General features: G+C 64.7%; 17 protein-coding genes. 16 read left to right on the top strand and 1 reads right to left on the bottom strand.

The window, feature by feature from the left end; translation table 11 throughout:
* Positions 1-59: 59 nt before the first annotated feature.
* The 15 genes from DL240_RS04090 (at position 60) to DL240_RS04020 (ending at position 19,466) form a co-directional block, all read left to right on the top strand.
* The gene (locus DL240_RS04090) at positions 60-1,487 is read left to right on the top strand and encodes a DEAD/DEAH box helicase (protein ID WP_199589728.1); all 1,428 of its coding nucleotides are present in this window, start codon (positions 60-62) and stop codon (positions 1,485-1,487) included.
* The gene (locus DL240_RS04085) at positions 1,471-2,694 is read left to right on the top strand and encodes a DUF790 family protein (protein WP_111728570.1); all 1,224 of its coding nucleotides are present in this window, start codon (positions 1,471-1,473) and stop codon (positions 2,692-2,694) included. Before DL240_RS04090 ends, DL240_RS04085 begins: the two co-directional genes overlap by 17 nt.
* A 135-nt stretch (positions 2,695-2,829) precedes the next feature.
* The gene (locus tag DL240_RS04080) at positions 2,830-3,867 is read left to right on the top strand and encodes an MYXO-CTERM sorting domain-containing protein (RefSeq protein WP_111728569.1); all 1,038 of its coding nucleotides are present in this window, start codon (positions 2,830-2,832) and stop codon (positions 3,865-3,867) included.
* 48 nt (positions 3,868-3,915) lie between these two features.
* A complete protein-coding gene (locus tag DL240_RS04075) occupies positions 3,916-4,938 on the top strand; it encodes a hypothetical protein (RefSeq protein WP_146618091.1) in 1,023 nt (340 codons plus the stop codon).
* A gap of 16 nt (positions 4,939-4,954) precedes the next feature.
* Complete coding sequence (locus DL240_RS04070) at positions 4,955-5,914, top strand: hypothetical protein (RefSeq protein ID WP_146618090.1); 960 nt, start codon at positions 4,955-4,957, stop codon at positions 5,912-5,914.
* A gap of 260 nt (positions 5,915-6,174) precedes the next feature.
* On the top strand, positions 6,175-6,651 hold the full coding sequence (locus DL240_RS04065; protein WP_111728566.1) for a GbsR/MarR family transcriptional regulator: 477 nt from the start codon (positions 6,175-6,177) through the stop codon (positions 6,649-6,651).
* Positions 6,644-8,074 carry a TolC family protein gene (locus tag DL240_RS04060; protein WP_111728565.1) on the top strand — a complete coding sequence of 477 codons (1,431 nt, stop codon included), beginning with the start codon at positions 6,644-6,646 and terminating at the stop codon, positions 8,072-8,074. The genes DL240_RS04065 and DL240_RS04060 overlap by 8 nt, the downstream gene beginning before the upstream one ends.
* A 4-nt stretch (positions 8,075-8,078) precedes the next feature.
* Entirely contained in the window at positions 8,079-9,281 is a 1,203-nt protein-coding gene (locus tag DL240_RS04055; RefSeq protein ID WP_158542340.1) for an efflux RND transporter periplasmic adaptor subunit, read from the top strand.
* A 45-nt stretch (positions 9,282-9,326) separates the two neighbouring features.
* Complete coding sequence (locus DL240_RS04050) at positions 9,327-12,416, top strand: efflux RND transporter permease subunit (protein WP_111728563.1); 3,090 nt, start codon at positions 9,327-9,329, stop codon at positions 12,414-12,416.
* On the top strand, positions 12,413-12,700 hold the full coding sequence (locus DL240_RS04045) for a PG0541 family transporter-associated protein (RefSeq protein ID WP_111728562.1): 288 nt from the start codon (positions 12,413-12,415) through the stop codon (positions 12,698-12,700). The genes DL240_RS04050 and DL240_RS04045 overlap by 4 nt, the downstream gene beginning before the upstream one ends.
* Before the next feature lie 151 nt (positions 12,701-12,851).
* Positions 12,852-13,385 (top strand): hypothetical protein, encoded by a 534-nt coding sequence (locus DL240_RS04040; protein ID WP_111728561.1) that lies wholly within the window; start codon positions 12,852-12,854, stop codon positions 13,383-13,385.
* A 219-nt stretch (positions 13,386-13,604) separates the two neighbouring features.
* Positions 13,605-15,230: an MSCRAMM family protein gene (locus DL240_RS04035; protein WP_111728560.1), complete on the top strand. Its 1,626-nt coding sequence runs from the start codon at positions 13,605-13,607 to the stop codon at positions 15,228-15,230.
* Between the two features lie 257 nt (positions 15,231-15,487).
* A complete protein-coding gene (aqpZ, locus tag DL240_RS04030) occupies positions 15,488-16,261 on the top strand; it encodes an aquaporin Z (RefSeq protein ID WP_111728559.1) in 774 nt (257 codons plus the stop codon).
* Positions 16,262-16,474: 213 nt separating this feature from the next.
* Positions 16,475-17,518: a DUF7151 family protein gene (locus tag DL240_RS04025; protein ID WP_146618089.1), complete on the top strand. Its 1,044-nt coding sequence runs from the start codon at positions 16,475-16,477 to the stop codon at positions 17,516-17,518.
* A gap of 571 nt (positions 17,519-18,089) precedes the next feature.
* A complete protein-coding gene (locus DL240_RS04020; protein WP_146618088.1) occupies positions 18,090-19,466 on the top strand; it encodes a carboxypeptidase-like regulatory domain-containing protein in 1,377 nt (458 codons plus the stop codon).
* A 97-nt stretch (positions 19,467-19,563) separates the two neighbouring features.
* Here DL240_RS04020 and DL240_RS04015 read toward each other — a convergent pair whose 3' ends face one another.
* On the bottom strand, positions 19,564-19,998 hold the full coding sequence (locus tag DL240_RS04015) for an HhH-GPD family protein (protein ID WP_158542339.1): 435 nt from the start codon (positions 19,996-19,998) through the stop codon (positions 19,564-19,566).
* Between DL240_RS04015 and DL240_RS04010 the strand changes: the two genes are divergently transcribed.
* Positions 19,985-20,524 (top strand): substrate-binding domain-containing protein, encoded by a 540-nt coding sequence (locus tag DL240_RS04010; RefSeq protein ID WP_111728555.1) that lies wholly within the window; start codon positions 19,985-19,987, stop codon positions 20,522-20,524. The two genes, DL240_RS04015 and DL240_RS04010, sit on opposite strands and share 14 nt — an antisense overlap.
* Positions 20,525-20,626 lie beyond the last annotated feature (102 nt).

The raw sequence follows: 20,626 nt of genomic DNA, 5'->3' as shown, positions 1-20,626 counted from the left end.
CTGAAGTCAGGCTATCAATGGCCTGTGAGCAGGTCAATCTAAGCGGAGCTCAGAATTCGGTGGTATCACGTCGTTCCAGTGCGATCGCGGTCGGGGAGCAGGAGGGAGGAGATGACGAGCGCCGGGTGCTGCGCTTTGAGGAGGGCACGCTGGTGTTGCGAGGGGCCTCCCTGGAGGCGCCGGTTCCCGGGCCCGGGTGGGTCTACGATCGGCGTGTGGAGGCCTGGCGAGCGCCCGCCTGGCGCTACCGGCAGGTGCTGGCGGCGCTGATTCGCGGCGGGGTGAGTTTTGAGGATGAGGCCCGGGGCTACGAGGCGCAGGAACTCCAGATTGGGGGGCGGCGGTTTAAACCCTATGAGCATCAGTCCCAGGCACTGGAGGCCTGGCTGGAGGGGGGCCGCCGGGGGCTGGTGGTGCTTCCGACAGGGGCGGGCAAGAGCTACGTGGCGGCGCTGGCGATTGAGGCCGTCGGGCGCACGGCGCTGGTGGTGGTGCCCACCATTGACCTGATGACGCAGTGGGTGGGCAACCTGGAGGCGTTCTTCGGGGCCCCGATCGGGATGTTGGGCGGGGGCTACCACCAGGTAGAAGCGTTGACGGTCTCGACGTATGACTCGGCGGCGATTCATATGGCGCGGCTCGGGGGGCGTTTCGGGCTGATGATCTTTGATGAAGCTCATCACCTGCCGGGGGAGGTGTACAGGCAGGCGGCGTTGCAGAGCATTGCTCCCTTCCGTCTGGGATTGACCGCGACTCCGGAGCGCGCCGACGGCAAGGAGCGCGATCTGGATGAGCTGGTAGGACCGGAGAATTTTCGCCGGTCCATCAAAGAACTCTCAGGCGATGTGCTGGCCGATTATGAGGTGCGCACCCTGGAGGTGGGGATGGGGGAGGAGGACCGGGCGCTCTACGACGAGGCGCGCGGGATCTATCGTGGGTTTGTCGAGTCGCAGGGGATAAGGCTGGGGGGACGCTTCGGCTGGCGCAATTTTCTGGCGGCGACCAGTCGCTCGGATCAGGGCCGGCGCGCGCTCAAGGCCTACCAGCTGCAGAAGCGGCTGGCGTTGGTGCACGACCAAAAACTTCGGCTTCTCTACGAGTTGCTCGATGAGCATCCAGAGGAGCGGGTGCTGATCTTTACCAACGACAACGCCTCGGTCTACGCGATCAGCGAAGCTCTTTTATGTCCGGCGATCACGCACGAGACCAAGATCAAGGAGCGTCGCGCGATCTTGGAGCGGGTGCGCCAGGGGAGCTACCGGGTGCTGGTGACCAGCAAGGTGCTCAACGAGGGGGTGGACATTCCGGAGGCGTCGGTCGCGGTGATTCTGGCCGGTTCGGGGAGTGTGCGGGAGCATGTGCAGCGCCTGGGGCGTATTTTGCGGCGAGCCGAGGGCAAGCGCGCGTTGTTGTACGAACTGATTACGGCCGATTCGATGGAGGGGTATGTGAGTCAGCGGCGTCGGGAGCATGATGCTTACCAGTGATCTTCTGCGGGTTAAAAAGTCACGGGGAGCCATCGTCCCGCGCTATCTGGATGTGGACGACGAGGTGGCCCGCGAGCGAGCGCAGGCGCTGGTGGCGATCTTTGAGTCGCATCAAGGAAAGGCGCGTGCGCTGGTCGATGAGCGGGTGGAGGAGGCTATTGGTCACGGCACGGATTTTTTGATCTGGCGGGGGCTGGCCAAGCTGCTCTACGACCGCAGTGAATTTGAGGTGCGGGCCCAGGTTGCGCCGGAGGTGGTGCGTGAGGCGCTGTTTTTGGAGGCGGCGCGCGCGGGTAATCCGCATCGGGAAGACGCGCGTCGGCGCATTCTGGAGCGGGTCGGGGAGAGCCTGGGGGTGAGTCCGGAGGCGTGTGAAGTGGCGCTCTACGCCGATCTGGAGGAGCGTCAGGTGTTGAGCGCGTTCAAGACGATCGACGCCGAGGGCCTGCTGCATCGCTACAATCTGGCATTGGCCCAGGCCGTGCTGTACCGGGCGCTCACGTTGAAGGTGCATCTGCAGGGACAGAACTCCGGGCGGCTGCGGCATCTGTTTCAGATGCTCAAGTTTCACCGGTTGATGCATCGCACCGAACGCACCGGCAAGGGGTATGTCATCGAGGTCGACGGGCCGGCCAGCGTGCTCAAGGGAGGGCGGCGTTACGGGCTGGCGATGGCGAAGTTTTTGCCGGCGCTGCTGCATCTGAAGGGGTGGACGCTGGAGGCGGTGGTCGACTGGGATAACAAAGAGCGCACCTTTGCGCTGGGGCCTCAAGACGGGCTTCAGAGCGCGCGGCGCGTGCGGGGGCAGTGGCTGGCCGAGGAGGAGCAGTGGTTCGAGGAGCGTTTTTCGGAGAAGGCTCCCGAGGGCTGGCGGCTGGAGCGGCGCGGGCAGGTCGTGGATCTGGGGGATAATGAGGTGCTGGTCACCGACTACGTGCTCACCGGGCCCGGGGGAAGGGAGGTGCTGCTGGAGATCGTGGGCACCTGGCGGGCGTCGTATCTGCGGCGGCGGCTGGAGCGGTTGGCCGCGCTGAAGAGCGAGCGGCCGGTGATTCTGGTGGTCAGCGAGCGGCTGCGTGGCGACCGCGAGAAGCTGGAGGCCGGGGCGGTGGGGGTGGTGTTTTATAAGGGGGTGATTCTGGTCGATAAAGTGGTGGAGGCCGCGTGTCAGGCGCTTGGAGAGGGGGCCGAGGTCAGGCCGGGATGATTTGGCGGGCGTGGCGAGAAGTTCAGTCGGAGCGCCGGGGAGGCGGGTCTGCTAGACCGGGGCAGGCAAGGGGATCATGCTGGTAGGGCACGCTCGCATGTCCACATGGATGACGTACTCCCAAGAGGAAGATGAATGATGATGTTGACGTACAAGACAGTAGGCGCAGGGGTCGCAGCGATGACCGTGGGGGCCATGACCCTGACGGTGGGGATGGAGCAAGCCCGAGCATGCTCTCCGGCGCTGGAGCAGGTGTACGATGCGCTCCCCGGGAGTGGTTCGGAGGTCGCGGCGGATGCCGAGCTGGTGCTTTTCAGTCATGGGCTGGAGGGGGCGTCGGTGGTCGCGCTGCTTGATGGTGAGGGGCAGGCGGTGAGCGCGGATGTGGTCGAGCACGCGCAGCGGTTGCACGGCGGCATGGTGCGCTACCTGGAACCGACAGCGCCGCTGATGCCCGGGAGTTACACGCTGACGGCGATGGACCCGCTGGACGAGCCCGTGTTGTTTGAGCGCTCCTTTGAGATCATTGACGGGGGGGCCTGGCCTGCGCCGCCGGCCGCACCGCAATTGGAGTGGTATCGCGAGACCTTTGATGAGCCCGTTGGCGACAGCTGCGGATATTCGGTGGCTCACCATCAGGTGAGAATTTCGTCGGTCGAGGGGGCGGCCTACTACCTGCTGAGCGTCGAGTTGGACGACTCCAGTGTCCTGGAGCAGCGCTACCTGGCATCGGAGGTAGGACGCTTCCAGGTGGCTCAGATGGAGCAGGTGAAGTGCCTGCGTGTGACGGCCCTTCGGGGGGACGGTCTCCCGAGTGAGGTGACCGAGGCGTGTGTGCCGGATAAGTGCCGGCACTACGACGCGCAAGAGAGCCCTGGTATACCCGGGCAGACCGAATGGGATACGATTGAGGGATGTCCTGACGAGGACCTGACGGAGGGGGACCCGGACGATAGCGATGTCGGTGAGCCGCCTGTCGAGGATGCCGGCGACGATATTGGTCCGGATGTCGTGGATGGGGGCGACGAAGATGATGTCGGAGCCTCGGGCGATGACGCCGGCGGTGAGGGGAGCTCGGTGGCCGGAGGAAGTTGCTCTACCGGCGGCAAGTCCGGCGGTTCGCTGGCGTTTGTACTGGCCGCTCTGGGCGCGCTGGTGTGGCGACGTCGTTAACCCAGGTAGTGATGGGGAGCCGCGGGCTCCCCGAATCTCGGAGTCAGGATGCGTGTAAGGCGGTGGATGTGGGCCGGGGCGCTGGCTGCAGGCGTTGGTGTAAGTGCGGGCGGCGCGCTGGCCTGTGAGCCGCTGGATGAGGCGATTGTCGCTGTCGTGCCAGCTGCCGGGGCGCTTGTCGCGCCAGATGCGATGGTGCTGATCTTTGCCTCGGGCTCAGCCCTGGACCCGGAGATTGACCTCATCGGTCCGGATGGCCTGGCCGTCGCCGTTGAGATCGAGCGGCGTTACCAGGCCGCGCAGTACGGGTTTGTGCGCGAGGTTCGTCCGCAGGCCCCGCTGGCGCCCGGCGCGTACACACTGCGGGTTGATTACGACGAGGCCTCGGGCAAGGAAGACGTCGAATCCGGCTTCGAGGTGGATGAGGCCCATGTCTGGGACCTGGAGGCATCGGCTCCTGACTTGGAGTGGTACCGCGAACGCTACGTCGAGCCGACCGGAAACTCCTGTGAGTGGGGGGCTGCCTATCAGCGGCTGCGTTTTGAGGCGGAGCCGGGGGCCGTGGCCTACCGGGTGAGTCTGGAGCGCGGTAGAGATGTGGTCCAGCAGGTGTATCGAGCCGAGGAGGCCGACGCGTGGCACGGTTTTGTGATGGAGAACGTCGGCTGCGTGCGCGTCGCTGCGTTGCGCGGCGATGGCACGTACGACGGCTTTAGCGAGCTCTGCAAACCCGAGAAGTGCGTGGCCTACGACCCGGCGCCGACCCAGTTCGATGTGACCAACTGGGATGAGGTTGAAGGATGTGAGGAAGAGGGCCCAGACCAGGGGGACGCGGACCGCGATGACGCCGGCGTGAGCGGGGATGGGGGCTTGCCGGGCGACGCTGGCTGGGAAGTGGAAGAGTCCGGTGGCGAGGCGTCTGACCAGGTTCGTGGTGGATGTGGCGGGTGCAGCGCCGGGGGACCGGGGAGCACGCCTGGGAGTGTGGCGCTGGTGCTCTCGATGTTGGCGGTGTTGCGCGCGCCGGGGGGGCGTCGTCGGGGGCTTAAGGCGAGTGTTCATCGACGATAAAGAGAGGGATGTAGCGATGATGAAAAGAGCAACAATTGGGGTGGCGGCCCTGAGCGTGGTGGCGGCCCTGAGCGTGGCGGTAGGTGAGGCCCGGGCCTGCGACCCGGCGCAGGTGCCGGTCTCCGAAGCACTGCCGGCCGAAGGGGCGGTGGTGCCGCCCGGGGTGCAGCTGGCGCTCTTTTACCAGGGCGCCGCCTCGTTTCGAGAAGGGGTGGCGCTGCTCGACGCGGACGGGGCCGAGGTGGCCGTGGAGGTGGTTCATCAGGCGCAGGCGAGCCTGGCGGACTTCGGTGGGATGTTCTTTGTGGTGCCGGAGGAGCCCTTGTCGCAAGGGGATTACACCCTGCGTGTGGACTACGGCGAGCAGCTCTCCGAAGAGGCCTTTGAGCGCCACTTCTCGGTCGATCCGGCCCTGGGCGTGGAGGCTCCTCCCGGGGCGGTGAGCTTTACCTGGTATCGGGAGCGTTTTGATGAGCTGGTGGGCAGCAGCTGCGGGATGGGCGATGAGCGTCATACCCTGAGGCTGGAGCCCCTGGAGGTGATGCCGGCAAGCTACGTGGTGCGATTGAAGACGGCAGACGCTGAGAAGGTTCGGGTGCTGCACCCATCTGAAGATCTCAGCAACTGGGGAGCGACCCTCACGGCCGGAGAGGTGCGCTGCGTGGAAGTTGTCGCCACCGATGTCACCGGCGCCGAAGGCGACGCGGTGGAGGTATGCGTGCCCGATAAATGCGTCGCACACCAGGGAGAGACCCTCGGCGTTCAGGTCGACTGGTCGCTGGTCGAGGGCTGTGAGCAGGAGGAGCCCTCTGAGGGCGATCCGAACGATGCCGATGTCGAGGGGGAGGGCACCTCGTCCGAGGATGAGCCGGCGTGTAGTGCGGCCGGTTCGACTGGCTCGCCGGGGCTGGTGTTGGTGGCTCTGGGGCTGGTCGCTGCGCTGCGTGGGCGTCGTGGAAGGGGAGAGAAAGGCTGACATCTGGACAGTCGGAGCGACGACGAGACGCGCGGCCCCCCGGGGTCGCGCTTTTTTTGTGTGTTTAGCTAGGGAGATTTTTTTGGGGGTGGGTAGGTGGCTGTTTTTATTTGGAAATATTAATCGGTTCGGCTTGCGGTGTCCGGGGGTTGACGCTTTCTGAAATAGGGAGCAGGGTGCGGCGGTTGATTTGTTTAGTTCGTACTGAATGTTTCGAATGTACGACACCGACGAGAAAAAGATGACCCCGAGACCCACCCATGAATGACGCAGAAATCGGATTTATCGAGCGCTTCGGTCTGATCTTTGAGGGCGATGGCGGCCCGCGTATCGCCGGACGCATCTTTGGTCTGGCGCTCCTGGGCGACCAGCCCATGACCCTCGACGACATGGCCGAGGTTCTGCAGGTGAGCAAGGCCTCCGTGAGCACCAATACCCGTCTCCTCAACGGGATGGGCCTTCTGGAGCGCACCACGGTGCCGGGTGACCGCCATACCTACTATCGCCTGGCGCCCGACGCGTTTGATGTGAGTCTGGCCCGGGCGCGCCAGCGTATCGTAGCCGTGTTGGAGCTCCTCACCGATACCCTGCCCGAACTCCCCGACGACAACCTGGTGGCGCAACGAAGGCTCAGCGAGATGCGCAACTGGTACGAGTTTCTGGCCGAAGATATGGACGCGATGACCCGGCGCTGGAAGGCGATTAAGGCCGCAAGAAAGGAGGAAAGTGATGCGTAAAACCACCAGGAAACTCGCCGGCGTGGCGAGCCTGGGGCTGCTGGGTGTGCTTGTGGGGAGTGCGACAGTCAGCGCTCAGGAATCCGAGGCGCCCCGGGAGGAGGTGCAGGCTCCACTGCCGATGCCAGTGGCCGAAGGGCCGGGCGTGGCGGCGCTGGAGGCGCGGGGCCGCGCGCTCTCCCTGGCGGAGGCGCTGGAGCTTGCCACGACTCGCGGCAACCAGATCGTGCAGGCTCAGGCCGATGTGCGCAGTTCCGAGTTGGCGCTGAGTGAGGCTCGGGCCGGCCGGCTGCCCCAGCTCAGCGCCGAGGGTCAGTACTCCAACTACATTCGGACCCCTTTTATCGTGCTGCCCGCCGACAGCCCCTTCGGGGGCGGGGTCCTGCGGACCGGCAACCAGCATAACTTCAACCTCTCGGCGCAGGCCTCGGTGCCGATTTACTCGGCGCAGCTCAATCGCAGCATCGATCTGGCCGAGGCCAGCGTGGAGCTCAGCCGCCTGATGGCCGAGTCGTCGGAGTCGACGGTGCGCATTGAGGTGCACCGCGCGTACCTCAACGGGTTGATCACGCGGGAGGCCTACCGCGTGCTCCAGGAGAGCTACCAGACGCTGGAGCGTAACCTGGAGCTGGTGCGGGGACTGCACGAGCAGGGCGCGGCACCGGAGTACGATCTGATCCGCACCGAGGTGCAGGTGCGCAACATCGAGCCCGAGCTCAGCCGGGCGCTCAACAATCACCTGGGGGCGCTCAACTACCTGAAGCTGCTCTCGGCGATTCCGATCGATGAGGAGATCCACCTGGCCGGTTCGCTGAGCGAGCTTTACGCCGAGGCTGCCGACGTGCATCGGGAGGCCAATTTTGAGCGCAACGCCGATTTGATTCAGCTTCAGGGGCAGCGTTCGGTGGTGGAGCGCCAGGTCGGCATGGAGAAGGCCGCCTACTGGCCCACGCTGGCCGGCTTCGGCAGCTTCACCTACCAGGGGCAGGGCGATGACCTGAAGTTCTGGGACTACGAATGGGGGGAGACGGCGATTGTCGGGCTGACGCTCTCGGTGCCCATCTTTACCGGGGGGCTTCGTCAGCGGGTGGAGCAGGCCGAGGTGGAGCAGCAGAAGCTGGCCCTGCAGGAGGAGTTTCTGCGTCAGTCGCTGCTCTCCCAGTTTGAGACGACCCGCGCGAAGATCGCCGATCTGGAGAAAACCATCGAGGCTCAGGAGCGCAATGTGGAGCAGGCCGAGAGGGGCTATCGCATTGCTCAGGCAAGTTATGAAGAGGGCGTTCACAGCCTGATGGAGGTCAACGACGCCGAGAGCGCGCTGACCGATGCGCGGCTCAACCACACCACCGCGCTCAACGACTACTTAAACGCGTTGCTCGACCTGGAAGCCCTGGTCGGCGCCCGGAGTGATACCAATGAGTGATCTTATGATGCCGTCTCAATCGTCGAAAACCTCCTCGCGGCGGCGCTGGCCGGCGAGCCTGGCCATGCTCGGGATGGTCGGATGGATCGCCCTGAGTACGAGCGCCTGCAAACCCCCGGCCGACGAGGCCGAGGCGCCGGCCGAGAAGGTCGAAGAGCGCGCCGCGCCGGTACGCGTGACCCATGCCACCGAGACCACGATGCCCCGCCGGGCGACCTACTCCGGTACGCTGGAGGCCTGGGAGGTGGCCCAGATCACCGGGAACCAGGGCACCCGCATTGAGCAGGTCCGGGTGCAGGAAGGCGACCGGGTACGCCGCGGGCAGGTGGTGGCGCGGATGGATGACGTCAGTTTGCGCCAGGCCGCAGTGGAGTTGCGCACCGCCAAGACGGAGCTGGATCGGGCCAAGCGCCTGGTTGACATCGGCGCGGTGGCCCGCCAGCAGCTGGAGCAGGCCCAGGCCGCCTACGATACGATCAACACCAACATGGAGTTGCTGCGCAGCAACACGGTGTTGACCAGCCCCATCAGCGGCGTGGTGACCCACCGCTACTTTGTGGCCGGCGAGCAGTTTGTGGCCGGCGCGCAGGCCCCGGCCATCCTGACCATTCAGCAGATGGACCCACTGAAGGTCGTGATCGATGTGGCCGAGCGCTACTACCCCCAGGTTCAAACCGGGATGAAGGCCACGGTCCAGCTCGACACCTACCCGGGCGAAGATTTTGTCGGGGAGGTCAGCCGCATCAACCCCACCATTCAGCCCGACAGCCGGACCTTCCGGGTGGAGATTAAGCTCGACAATGAAGAAGGGCGCCTGAGTCCGGGGATGTCGGCCCGCGCCAGCCTGGAGCTCGGGGAGGTGGAGGGGCTCTTTGTGGTGCGCAGCGCGTTGCAGACCCAGCCGGGCCGGGATGATCCCTTTGTGTGGGTGGTCCAGGAGGGCAAGGCCCACCGCGCGTTTGTGAAGGTGGGAGAGCGCTTCGAAGACCAGCAGCTGGTGACCTCGGGCTTAAGCCTGAGTGACCGGGTGGTGATCGAGGGGATGTCTCGGCTCAACGAGGGCACCCAGGTATCGGTGGTCGATGACAAGGGGCAGCCGCAGGGCGACTCGGAGGCCCCGGAGGCCGAAGTGGTCGAGGAGCCCACCGAGGCGGACGTGCGTGCAGAAGAGGGTGCCGCCCCGGCCCAACCGGGCCAGAAGGGCTAAGGAGCGCGGCCAGCCGCACTGACATCGACGTTGTAAGGATTTCTTATGAACATCTTTCGCCTGGCCGTCATGCGGCCCATCGCTACCTCCATGGTGTTTATCGCCATCATGGTCTTTGGCATCTACTCCTACATCAAACTGCCGGTGGACCTTTTTCCGGAGGTGGAGTCGCCGATCATCTCGGTGATCACCAGCTACGAGGGGGCCGGCGCGCTGGAGGTTGAGCGCAACGTCACCGAACACCTGGAGAGCGTACTGGGCACGACCCCGGATTTGCTGGAGGTGACCTCGACCTCGCTGGACAACTTTTCGGTTGTCACCCTGGAATTCAACTCCGGGGCCAACATGGATGAGGCGACCAACAATGTACGCGATCGCCTGGGGCGGGCCGAGTTCCTGTTGCCGGAGGATGCTGACGACCCGATTTTGCAGAAGTTTGACGCCAGCGCGATCCCGGTGGTGGTGTACGCGGTCACCGCCGAGGAGAGCTTTCCGGAGCTGGAGCAGCTGATCGACGATCTGATCGTCAACCCGATCAACCGTATCAGCGGCGTGGGGGATGTCTCGGTGACCGGGGCGCCGAGCCGGGAGGTGCAGGTGGTGCTCGATCCGGAGCGCCTGCGCGCCTACAACCTGGATATCCCACAGATCGCGCAGGCCCTGCAGGCCGAAAACATCTCTTCACCGGCCGGGCGCGTGGATCTGGGTAACGAGAGCTACAACCTGCGGGTCAACACCGAGTTTCGTTCGGTGGAGGATATCGGCGGGGTGATCGTGGCCAACTTCCAGGGCCGTCAGGTGACCCTGGATCAGGTGGCGACGATCCGCGAGGGCTTTGCCGATGAAGACGCTATCTCCCGGGTCAACGGGCGTCAGGGGCTGACCTTCGCGGTGCAGAAGCAGAGCGAGGCCAACACCGTGGAGGTCTCCGAGCGGGTGCTGGCGGCGATGCCTGCGATCATCGATACGCTCCCCGACGATGTGGAGCTGACGATGATCATCGACACCTCCGAGTTTATCGTCAGCGCGATCGACAACTTGAGCTCCGTGCTCTTCTACGCGGTGGTCTTCGTGGTGCTGGTGGTGCTGATCTTTTTGCGCCAATGGCGAGCGACCATCGTGATCGCGGCGACCATCCCGGTCTCGCTGATCGTGGGCTTTATCTACCTGACCCTGGTCGGTTCCACGCTCAACATGATCTCGCTCTCCTCGCTCTCGATCGCGCTGGGGATGGTGGTCGATGACGCCATCGTCGTGCTGGAGAACATCATGCAGCACATCGAGCGGGGGAGTACGCCGCGGGAGGCAGCCATCCACGGCACCGGTGAGGTGGGAGTGGCGGTGATCGCGACCACGCTGACGGTGGTGGCGGTGTTTTTGCCGCTGACCTTCCTGGAGGGCATGACCGGGGTGTGGTTTGGCCAGCTCGGGGCGATTGTGGTGGTCACGGTGGTCACCTCGACGGTGGCCGCGCTGACGCTGACGCCGATGATGGGCTCGCTGCTGATGAAGCCGGTTGATGAGGGCCCCGGCGGGGGGCCGCTGCGGGCGCTCTCCCGGGGGATCAACGCCGGGCTGAGTGCGCTGGAGCGTCTGTACGGCGCGACCCTGCGCGTGGCCGTGCGCTACCGCAAGACCACGATGCTGGTGGCGATGCTGACCTTCGCCGGCAGCGTGGCGCTGGTGCCGCGGGTGGGCACCGAGTTTATGCCGATCAGCGATGATGGTTTTGTCACGGTCAGCGGCGAACTCGAGACCAGCCGCAGCCTGGAGTACACCTCGGAGGTGGTCGGACGGCTGGAGGCGCAGATCACCGAGGCGATCCCCGAACTCAAGCGCATCAACAGTACCAGCGGTACCAGCGGCTCGATGTTTGGCGGGGTCGGGGGCGGAAAAAACGAGTTCCAGCTGCGCATGGAGCTCATCGATCAGGACGATCGTGAGCGCTCGGTCTTTGAGGTCGCCGACCAGATCCGCGGCATCATGGCCGGGGTGCCCGAGGTGGTCACCTCCACGGTCACCTCCGGAAACAGCGGGGGCGCGGGCAGCGCGCAGCCGGTGGCCGTGGAGATCCGCGGGTTCGATCTGGAGCAGACCACGGCTCTGGCCAACGACCTGGCCGAACATATGAAGGGCATCGAGGGGATTCGCGACGTGGGCTTAAGCCGCGGTGAGAGTCGTCCGGAGTTTGAGATCATCTTTGATCGCGAGCGCTTAAGTGACTTCGGGCTGAGCTCGGCGCAGGTCGCCCAGGTGGTTCGCGGGAACGTCGCCGGGCAGACCGCTACCATCTTCCGGCGCGAGGGCGATGAGTACGATGTGGTGTTGCGCTACGCCGAGAGCGAGCGGGGCTCCCTGGAGCAGATCCGCGATATGACGATCAACGCTCCCACCGGTGCCCGCGTGCGGATTCAGGACCTTGGCGAGATCAAGGAGTTCATGGTGCCGCCCAACATCGAGCGCATCGACCGCGAGCGCATGCTTACGGTCTCGGCCGGGATTGAGGGGCGTGCCCTGAACCTGGTGATGGAGGATGTCGCCGAGTGGGTTGATGCCCAGGAGCTGCCCCCGCAGATCGCCATCACCTACGGCGGCGACTTCCAGGAGCAGCAGGAGTCCTTCCAGGACCTCTTCCTGATCCTGGCTCTGAGCCTGATCCTGGTCTACCTGGTGATGGCCGGGCAGTTTGAGTCGCTCAAGGAGCCCTTTGTCATCATGTTCTCGATTCCCTTTGCCTTTACCGGGGTGATTCTGGCGCTCCTGCTCACCGACACGCCGCTGAGCGTGATCGGTCTGATCGGGGCGATCATCCTGGTGGGTATCGTGGTGAAGAACGCCATCGTGCTCATCGACTACATCAAACTCTTGCAGGGGCGCGGCCTCTCGATTTTCGACGCGATCGTCGAGGGGAGCATGTCGCGTCTGCGCCCGGTGTTGATGACCACGTTGACGACGATTCTGGCGATGATTCCGCTGGCGCTGGAGATTGGCGAGGGCGCCGAGCTCTGGAAGCCCATGGCCATTTCGGTCATCGGCGGGCTGACCTTCTCGACGGTGGTGACCCTGATTATCGTGCCGGTGCTCTACGGGATGTTTGAGCGCAACGCCGTCACGCGCACCGGAGGCCTTTCATGAAAGCTGTGATGATCACGTACAATGAGGTGCTCTCCGAGCGTCTGATCGATCTGCTCGAAGCGCAGGGCGTGCGGGGGTTCACCCGCTGGAACGGCGTGCAGGGCCGGGGTTCGGTCGAGGGGGAGCCCCATATGGGAAACCATATCTGGCCTTCGCTCAACGGCGCGATGTACTGCGTCGTCGAGGACGAGCAGGTCGATGCCTTCCTCGACGCGCTGGCCGCGCTTGATGAGAAGGGGCGCGGTTTGAGGGCGTTTGTCTGGGCGGTGGAACGCACGATTTAGGCGCGCTGTACCGCGAAGAAGGGAACTCTGTCATCGGGGGGGGCGGTGCGCTAATTTAGTTGCATCGTCGCTACGGAGTGGGGGCTTAGGGCTCTCTGAGAGCGCTCGCCACACTCTTTCTCATCATGGATCGTGGATGCCAGGAGCCTTTATGCGCAGCTTTTCTCTCTCGTCGCTTTTGCTCGCCATTTCAACGCTGCTGGTAGTGGGGCTGGCCGGGCCCGCCACGGCCCAGGCGCAGACCCCTCCGTGTTCTGGCACCTACACCCTGGATGAAGCGGCCAGCGATGATTTTCTGGCCGCTTTTGAGCCCGCGCTTCAGGAGATGAACGCCATCAAGCGGGCGATCGCCCGCAAGATGCTCAAGCGCGGCGAGGGGCCCGACCGCCGTTTGACCCTCCGTCAGCAGGAGGGGCAGATCACGCTTCAGGGCGGAGACCGGCCGGCGGTTACGCTGCCGCTCAACGGCGAACGTGTGGCCCACACTGGCGAGAATGGCGAGGAGGTGCACTTTCGCGCCCGGATGCGCGATGAAGTCTTGCATGTCGAGATGGAGACCGAACATGGCCCCATCCGCAGCCAGTACCGCTGTCGGGAGGGCGGGCGCCTGGACGTGCGCACGCGTCTGGAGATGGAGCAGCTGCCGCGGCCGGTGAGCTATCGGATGGTGTACCGCGCGCAGTAGAACGCCGGAACAGCGCTCCCTGTGGGGCGATGGAGCAGCGAGAGCCGGGCCCGGTGGGGGCCCGGCTTTTTTGTGCTTTGGGAGCTGTGCAGCGTAGTAACACCTTGTAGCGGTGACATCGGGAAACGCTCCCTCTAGGCTGGTTTGTAGCTTCTTTGCGAGACAACCCAATGCATCATGGACGCTCCGGCCGGTGGTCGGAGGCTGTGGAGGTGAACGATGCGCTACCTGCGATGGACGCTTTTTGCCGGTCTTTTGGTGGGCTTTGCCCAGGGGTGTGGTGGCTGTGACGAGGCCGCTGGCCCTGGCGAGGTCTGTGACCCCTCTCTGGCGGAGCCCTGCCAGGGGAGTGACTTTTTGCTGGTGTGTCGGGGCGACAACGGGCCGACTCTGCGCTGCCTGCACCCTGACGGCGGGCGTTGCTCGCTGGCCGAAGACCCCTCTCCCTGCGCCTCCGACGCTACCTGCATCGAGCCGGCTCCAGGCGAAGACGCGCGCTGCCTGCTCGAAGCCGGCGCCGAGTGTGACCCGGAGGAGAACACCTGTGCCCCGGGGCTGGCCTGCGAGGCCACCGAGAGCGGAGAGCACCAGTGTCACAGCGCGCTCTTTGTGCAGGGGCAGGTCTTTGATAACGCCTCGTTGGAGGCCATCCCCGGCGCCCAGATCATCGCCTTCAATGAAGAGGGCAGCGCGCTGAGCGACGTGGCCGTGAGTGACGAGGTGGGCGCCTACCGCCTGCAGATCCCGGCGCTGCGCGACGCCCAGGGCGTCCCGGTGCAGCAGTTCTTTACCCTGCGCGGCAGCGCCGCCGACTATCAGACCTTCCCCGGCGGGTTGCGCACCGCGCTGCCCATCGACACCACCACGGCCTCGGTGATCGGGGAGTCGGGTGAGCTGGTGATCGACACCGCGCAGACCGATGTGGCGCTGATTGAGTTGCCGGCCAGTCAGCAGGGTTTTTCCTCGATCAGCGGTCTGGTGGACATTGGCGAGCGCGGGCTGGGCGGGGTGCTGGTGGTGGCGGAGAGCGATCCGGATACCGGCATCAGCGGGGTCTCGGCGCGTAACGGGGCGTTCACCATCTTCAACGTCCCGCCGGGGGACTATCAGCTGCGCGGCTACATCGCCGGCACTCAAGTCGAGCCGGAGCAGGTGAGCATGGCCGACGTGCCGGTGGAGGACGTCATCCTCAGCGAGTCGGAGGAGGGGCTGCAGGATGTCAGCGGGCAGATTCAGATCGTGGCCGCCTCCGGGGGGCTGCAGAGCTCGGTGGTCTTCGTGGTGGCGTCGACCTTCGACGAGGTCTCGGTCCGTGGCGAGGTGCCTGCCGGCCTGCGCGCCCCGCGCTCCGGGGCGCCGAACATCGATGGCGAATGGACCATCGAGGGCGTCCCCGCCGGCGACTACTACGTGCTCGCCGGCTTCGAGAACGACGAGCTGGTGCGCGACCCGGATGAGGGCATCGCCGGCACCGAGCTGGTGCGCACCACGATCGCCTCTGGCGAGGGCACCTTCGAGGTGACGCCTTCCTTTAAGGTCACCGCGGCCCTCGACACCGTGACCCCCGGCGCCGAGGGCCCCGAGGGGCTCACCGCGCCCCCCACGCTGACCTGGGGCCCGGCCAGCAACGCCCAGTGGTACGATGTGGTGGTCTTCAACGCTTATGGCGACGTGGTCTGGGAGGCCAACGACATCCCCTCGGCCGGCGGCAGCACCAACCTGAGCGTGGCCTACGAGGGGCCCTTCGAAGAGGGGATGTACTACCAGTTCCGCGCCACGGCCTACCGGGCCGACTCGGCCATCTCGAGCACCGAAGATCTGCGCGGGGTCTTCTACCGGCAGTGAGCCCGAGCCCGCGTCTCGCGGGCGCTGGCCACGCGTAAAAAAACGCCCCCCGTCTCGGGGGGCGTTTTTTGTTTTTTTGGGGGGCTGACAGCTCGGGGGCATCTGGGGGGCGCCGACCCGCCTCCCCTCCCAGACTCCGACCCGGCGCTGATTTGGGTCGGCTTCGGTAGGGACCTACGTTTCGGGGGTAAGTGCCCCAGGGGGGGCGCATGGGTTGCGGGAGGGGGCCTAAGTCGGTGCTGGCACAGGGAGCCATCATGCAAGATCGAGCCAGGCGTCTTTCGGCGGAGTTCGTAGGAACCTTCTTTCTGGTGTTAGTCGGGTGCGGCGCGGCCGTCATCGCCGCGACCTTTCCCGAGATCGGGGTGGGGATCGTCGGTGTCGGGCTGGCCTTTGGCCTGACGCTGCTGGTGTTGGCCTATGCCATCGGTGACATCTCCGGGTGTCATATCAACCCGGCCGTCTCGCTCGGGCTGTGGATCGGCGGTCGTTTCCCGGGGCGCGATGTGATCCCCTACATCGTAGTGCAGGTGCTCGGCGGGGTGGCCGCCGCCGCGGTGCTCTACGTGGTCGCCAGCGGCAGCCCCACCTTCTCACTGGAGGCCGGCTTTGCGGCCAATGGCTACGGGGAGCATTCGCCCGGGGGCTACACCCTCTTGTCAGGGCTGGTGATCGAGGTGCTCATGACCGGCCTCTTTGTGTTCGCGATCATGGGGGCCACCCACAAACGTGTGCCCGCGGCGGTGGCGCCGCTGGCCATCGGACTGGCGTTGATGCTGGTGCACCTGATCAGCCTGCCGGTGACCAACACCTCGGTGAACCCGGCCCGCAGCACCGGTGTGGCGCTCTTTGTGGGCGGGTGGGCGCTCTCCCAGCTCTGGCTCTTCTGGCTGGCTCCCATCGCCGGCGGGGTGGGAGGAGCGCTGCTCTACCGGGCCCTTGGCGAGAAGAGCGAGGCGCCCGAGCCCGAAGCCGCACCGGCGGAGTTTGAGCCGGACTTCGGCGACATTTCGGCCGCCTCGCCGGGGTGAGGTTTCTGGGGAGGGGGCTCTTCTCCTCTCCCCATACCCCGAGAGTCCCCGGAGCGTTCGCGCTCCGTGGTAAAGAGACATTGACCGCCGGGGGGAGGTGTTTTTACAAAAGGCGACCTTTGCACCATCGTCTCTGTTTTCTTTGTTTCGAGGCTGCGAGCACATCGCTTTTTCCCATGAGCTTGCGGCGTACGGATCCCTGGAGTGTGAACCGTGTTTTATTTGCGACTTGCGATGCGTTGTGTGTGTCTGGCCCTTTTTCTTAGCGCCTGCGGAGGCGATGGCAGCGGCGTACAGGGCCCCGAGGGGGCAGACGGCCTCAACTCCCTGATCCGCACCGAAAGGGTGGAGCCCGGCGCCGAATGCGCCGCCGGCGGCGTGCGGGTGCTGAGCGGTCTGGACGCCAACGCCGACGGTGAACTCGGCCCCGACGAGGTGTCTGGCGAGTCCTTTGTATGCGCCGGTGAGGGTGGGGAGCAGGGCCCCGGTGGACAAACCCCGCTCATTCGCACGGAAGACGTCGCGCCCGGCGAGGATTGTGCCGCCGGCGGCGTGCGGGTGTTGAGCGGTCTGGACGCCAACGCCAACGCGGAACTCGACCCCGACGAGGTGTCCGCCGAGTCGCTGGTATGCACCGGTGTCGAGGGGTTGAACTCCCTGATCCGCACCGAGGAGGAGCCCGCTGGCGAGAACTGCGGCTATCGCGGAAGCGCCGTCTCGGTGGGGCTCGACACAAACGCCGATGGCGAGCTCGGTGACGATGAGATCCAGGAAACCATCTACGTCTGCGACACCCTCTTCACCGACCTGGCCTTTCCCTCGCCAGAGACCCTGACCTATGGCTCGGCCGGGTGGGCGGTGCCCATCTCGGCAGGACAAAGTCGCTCGTTTTACGCGCTGGATCACTTCCTCCGCCACTACTTCACCGTACCGACCCCCCACTTCGTGAGCTCCCTGAGCTACCGTCTGGAGGTCTATGACGACACCTACATGTCAAATTGCGACGGCACAGCGCCCGCAGGTGGATTTGACGCGGTGCGCGACTTCGAGATCACCATCGACGGGGTGCGCATCCACACCTTCAGCTTTGAGGGGGATCATCAAGGCCAGACCCTGACCCTGGAGGGCAGCGTGGACTTTGAACCCTTCTGGCTCGAAGACGAGCACTTCGTCCACATCGGCCCCCTCGACGAGGTGTGCGTCGGCGGCGGCACGTACCGCTGGGAGACGGGCGGCCGCTTTGTCTTCTCGGGCTGAACGTGTCGAGGACCCTCCCGACGTCGACATATCAAGCCCACGCGGCCCCGCAGGTTGCGTGGGCTTTTTTGCCAGGGGAGGGTTAGGGAGTTGGGTCTTGGGGCCGGAGAGGAGAGGCTGGCCTGCTGAGAAGGCGCCCCCGGAGACGGGGGCGTTTTTCGTCCCTTGGTCGTAGCCCGGATGGGGATTGGGCAAGGGTTCGCGCCCCCTTGCGCGTGAGCCTGACACGCGCGGAGTTTTAAACATAGACTGCCCATCTGCTCTTTTTACTTCAACGGAAACGATTAGCGCCGCTTCGCGCAGCGCGCCCGGGAGACCGCTGATGAAGCATGCTGGATGGTTACTTTTTGTTTTGTTGAGCCTCGTGTTTGCCCAGGCCTGTGACCTGACCAACGAGGCTGCCGGCCCTGGCGAGGTCTGTGTCCCGAGAGAATACTTCGCGTGTACGGGCAGCGAATATGAGCTCACCTGCAGGCGCGATGAGGCGGGAACCATGCGTTGTCTGCATCCTGACGGCGGTTCCTGCGACGCTGGCGAAGCGCCGTCACTCTGCGGACCAGGGGCTTCGTGTATGGCTGCAGACAACAGCGGATATGCACGTTGCTTGCTTGATGAGTTTTCCGCCTGTGGCGACGCCTGGTACGCCTGCGGGCCGGGACTTGTCTGTGAGGATGTAAACTCGGGAGGGGACCGCTGCCACACCGAGCTCTTCGTGCAGGGACAGATTTTCGATGCGCAATCACTCGAGCCTATCGAGGGGGCTCAGATCCTCGCGTTCAGCGATCACGCGGGAGCCTATGAGGCTGTGCTGAGCGATGCGTCCGGCATGTACCGCTTTCCAATAACCGCGCGTCGTGACGATCATGGGTTGCCAGTGCAGCAGTTGATCACGCTGCATGTCAGCGCACCCGATTACCAGTCTTTCCCCGGTGGATTACGCACGGCGGAACGCATCGACCTCAGCACCGTGGTGCTCTACGCGGACGAGGGAACACTGACTGTCGACACAGCGCAAACCGATGTGGCGTTGCTCGCGCTTCCTGAGTCGGAGCAGGGTTTTGCCTCGATAAGCGGCCGGATCGATCGGCTCAGGTGGCCGAGTGGGGTGTTGGTGGTCGCCGAAAGTCCCACCACCCGAGGCCTCACCGCCATCACGGACCGCGACGGGGCCTTTACGATCTTCAATGTGCCGCCCGGTTCTTACGAAGTTCACGGCTACGCCGCCGGCATCCAGCTCGATCCCTGGCCGGTCTTCATGGAACAGGTGCCCTATGGAGGCGTGCGGCTCCGAGAATCGGAGTCCGAGGAGGAACTTCATACCGTCAGCGGCCATATGAACTTCATAGCCGCATCTGGCGCCTTGCAGAGTTCGGTGGCGTTGGTGCCCGCGTCGACCTACGACGAGGTTATGATGCGTGGCGAGGTGCCAATCGGGTTGAGCGCCGCCGCGTCGGACCGTTTTGACCAAAGCGGGAATTGGACGATCGGGGGCGTGCCTGCTGGCGACTACATCGTCCTGGCCGCCTTTCAGAATGATGGCTTCGTCCGCGGCCCCTATGACGACATCCTGGGCAACCAACTCGTGCGTATAAGCATCCCGGAGGGGGAGGGCAACGTCGAGGTAAGCCCCGCCTTCCGAGTCACCGACGCCCTCGACACCATCGCTCCTGGAGCCGAAGGCCCCGAGGCGCTCGCTGCACCTCCGACCCTGACCTGGGGGCCGGCCCGCAACGTTGAGCACTACGATGTGATGGTGTTCGACGCCCATGGCAAGCTTGTTTGGGAAGCGCTCGACATCGCCCCTGGCGAGGAGGGCGACTACCTCAGCGTCGCCTACGACGGGCCTTTTCAGCCGGGGATGTACTACCAGTTCCGCGTCACCGCGTACCGCTCCGGCTCGCGTGTCACCTCGACCGAGGCGTTGCGGGGCGTGTTTTACAGGGAGTGAGGTGGGTAAAACGTCGGCGTTATGAGGAACCAGGACGCGCTCGGAGAGGGGGGGCGAGCCATGTCGGGCGGTCATGTGGGTAAGTTGCTGATACTGTTCAAGATTCGATAATGGTTTCGCGCCCGTACACACACTGTTTTCGAAGCGGACACGCCGAGCAGTGAGCCTTTCTGGCGCACACCTCCCGCGTGAAGTCGAGCAGGGCGTAGCCGAACGTCCGGGGCTCATAATCATGGTCGAAGAGGTGTTCGACCAGATTAAGAAACCAGCGCTTGCGTCTTGTCTCCCCATCGCGATCAAATCCGAAGAAGCGAGAGAGCAGGCGCACGACGTTGGCATCGACGAACGACGCGTGGCGATTGCGATGCAGCGCCTGAAAGGCCCCCGCCACATAGGGACCAACACCGGGGAGCTCGCGGATCTCGTCCGTGGCTTTGGGGACCATGCCCTTGCGTTCGGCAAGTGCTTTGCCTAACTCACGCAGGTACTTTGCCCGCCAGGCGAGGCCGAGCGAGTAGATCGCCGCCTTCAATCGCGGTATCGAGAACGAGATTCTGATCTCTAATTATGCCCGCGCTCTGCATCACCGCGAGGCCGATATCGCTCTGCGCAACTTTCGACCCACCGACACCAAGCTCGTTGCCCGCAAAATCCGCGACGAGCGCGTGCACCTCTACGCTACGCCCGCCTACCTCGAGTGCCTCGGCAACCCCACCACACTCGGAGACCTTTCTCGCGCGAACTACCTGGGCTTTAACCGCGCCCCCGACCTACGCGAGCACCTCAACAGCCTCGGGCTCACTCTGACCCCTCTAAACTTCCCAGTTCTCACCGAAAACCACCTAATGCTCTGGGAGCTCGTGAAGCAGGGCGCGGGGAACGGTCTGATGATGGAGTCCGTAGGCGACGCGGAGCCCGGGGTGCAGCGGGTTCTGAGTGAGATCGAGCCCTTTTTGATGCCGAAGTGGTTTGTGAGCCGCAGGGAGGTGCAGACGAGCAGGAGGGTGCGGGTGGTGTTTGATATGGTGTGGGAGGGGTTGGGGGGAGGTAGGGGCTAGTGATTCTGAATTTAGGTAGCGTTTTACACGTTCGATATGATAAGCGGATTATTGGACACACTGCAAATCACTGGATGAGGGGGGGGTAATAAGAGCTACTAA

The sequence above is a fragment of the Lujinxingia litoralis genome, assembly GCF_003260125.1.
In the GTDB taxonomy this organism is placed as follows: Bacteria; Myxococcota_A; Bradymonadia; order Bradymonadales; family Bradymonadaceae; genus Lujinxingia; species Lujinxingia litoralis.
The sequence above is the reverse complement of the archived record's forward strand: the minus strand, read 5'-3'. Positions and strand labels throughout refer to the sequence as shown.

What these genes read in the sequence shown, in the direction of transcription:
- DL240_RS04085 (WP_111728570.1), top strand. Translation starts at nt 1,471, where the DNA reads ATGATGCTTACCAGTGATCTTCTGCGGGTTAAAAAGTCACGGGGAGCC.
- DL240_RS04080 (WP_111728569.1), top strand. Translation starts at nt 2,830, where the DNA reads ATGATGATGTTGACGTACAAGACAGTAGGCGCAGGGGTCGCAGCGATG.
- DL240_RS04075 (WP_146618091.1), top strand. Translation starts at nt 3,916, where the DNA reads ATGCGTGTAAGGCGGTGGATGTGGGCCGGGGCGCTGGCTGCAGGCGTT.
- DL240_RS04070 (WP_146618090.1), top strand. Translation starts at nt 4,955, where the DNA reads ATGATGAAAAGAGCAACAATTGGGGTGGCGGCCCTGAGCGTGGTGGCG.
- DL240_RS04065 (WP_111728566.1), top strand. Translation starts at nt 6,175, where the DNA reads ATGAATGACGCAGAAATCGGATTTATCGAGCGCTTCGGTCTGATCTTT.
- DL240_RS04060 (WP_111728565.1), top strand. Translation starts at nt 6,644, where the DNA reads ATGCGTAAAACCACCAGGAAACTCGCCGGCGTGGCGAGCCTGGGGCTG.
- DL240_RS04055 (WP_158542340.1), top strand. Translation starts at nt 8,079, where the DNA reads ATGATGCCGTCTCAATCGTCGAAAACCTCCTCGCGGCGGCGCTGGCCG.
- DL240_RS04050 (WP_111728563.1), top strand. Translation starts at nt 9,327, where the DNA reads ATGAACATCTTTCGCCTGGCCGTCATGCGGCCCATCGCTACCTCCATG.
- DL240_RS04045 (WP_111728562.1), top strand. Translation starts at nt 12,413, where the DNA reads ATGAAAGCTGTGATGATCACGTACAATGAGGTGCTCTCCGAGCGTCTG.
- DL240_RS04040 (WP_111728561.1), top strand. Translation starts at nt 12,852, where the DNA reads ATGCGCAGCTTTTCTCTCTCGTCGCTTTTGCTCGCCATTTCAACGCTG.
- DL240_RS04035 (WP_111728560.1), top strand. Translation starts at nt 13,605, where the DNA reads ATGCGCTACCTGCGATGGACGCTTTTTGCCGGTCTTTTGGTGGGCTTT.
- aqpZ (WP_111728559.1), top strand. Translation starts at nt 15,488, where the DNA reads ATGCAAGATCGAGCCAGGCGTCTTTCGGCGGAGTTCGTAGGAACCTTC.
- DL240_RS04020 (WP_146618088.1), top strand. Translation starts at nt 18,090, where the DNA reads ATGGCTGCAGACAACAGCGGATATGCACGTTGCTTGCTTGATGAGTTT.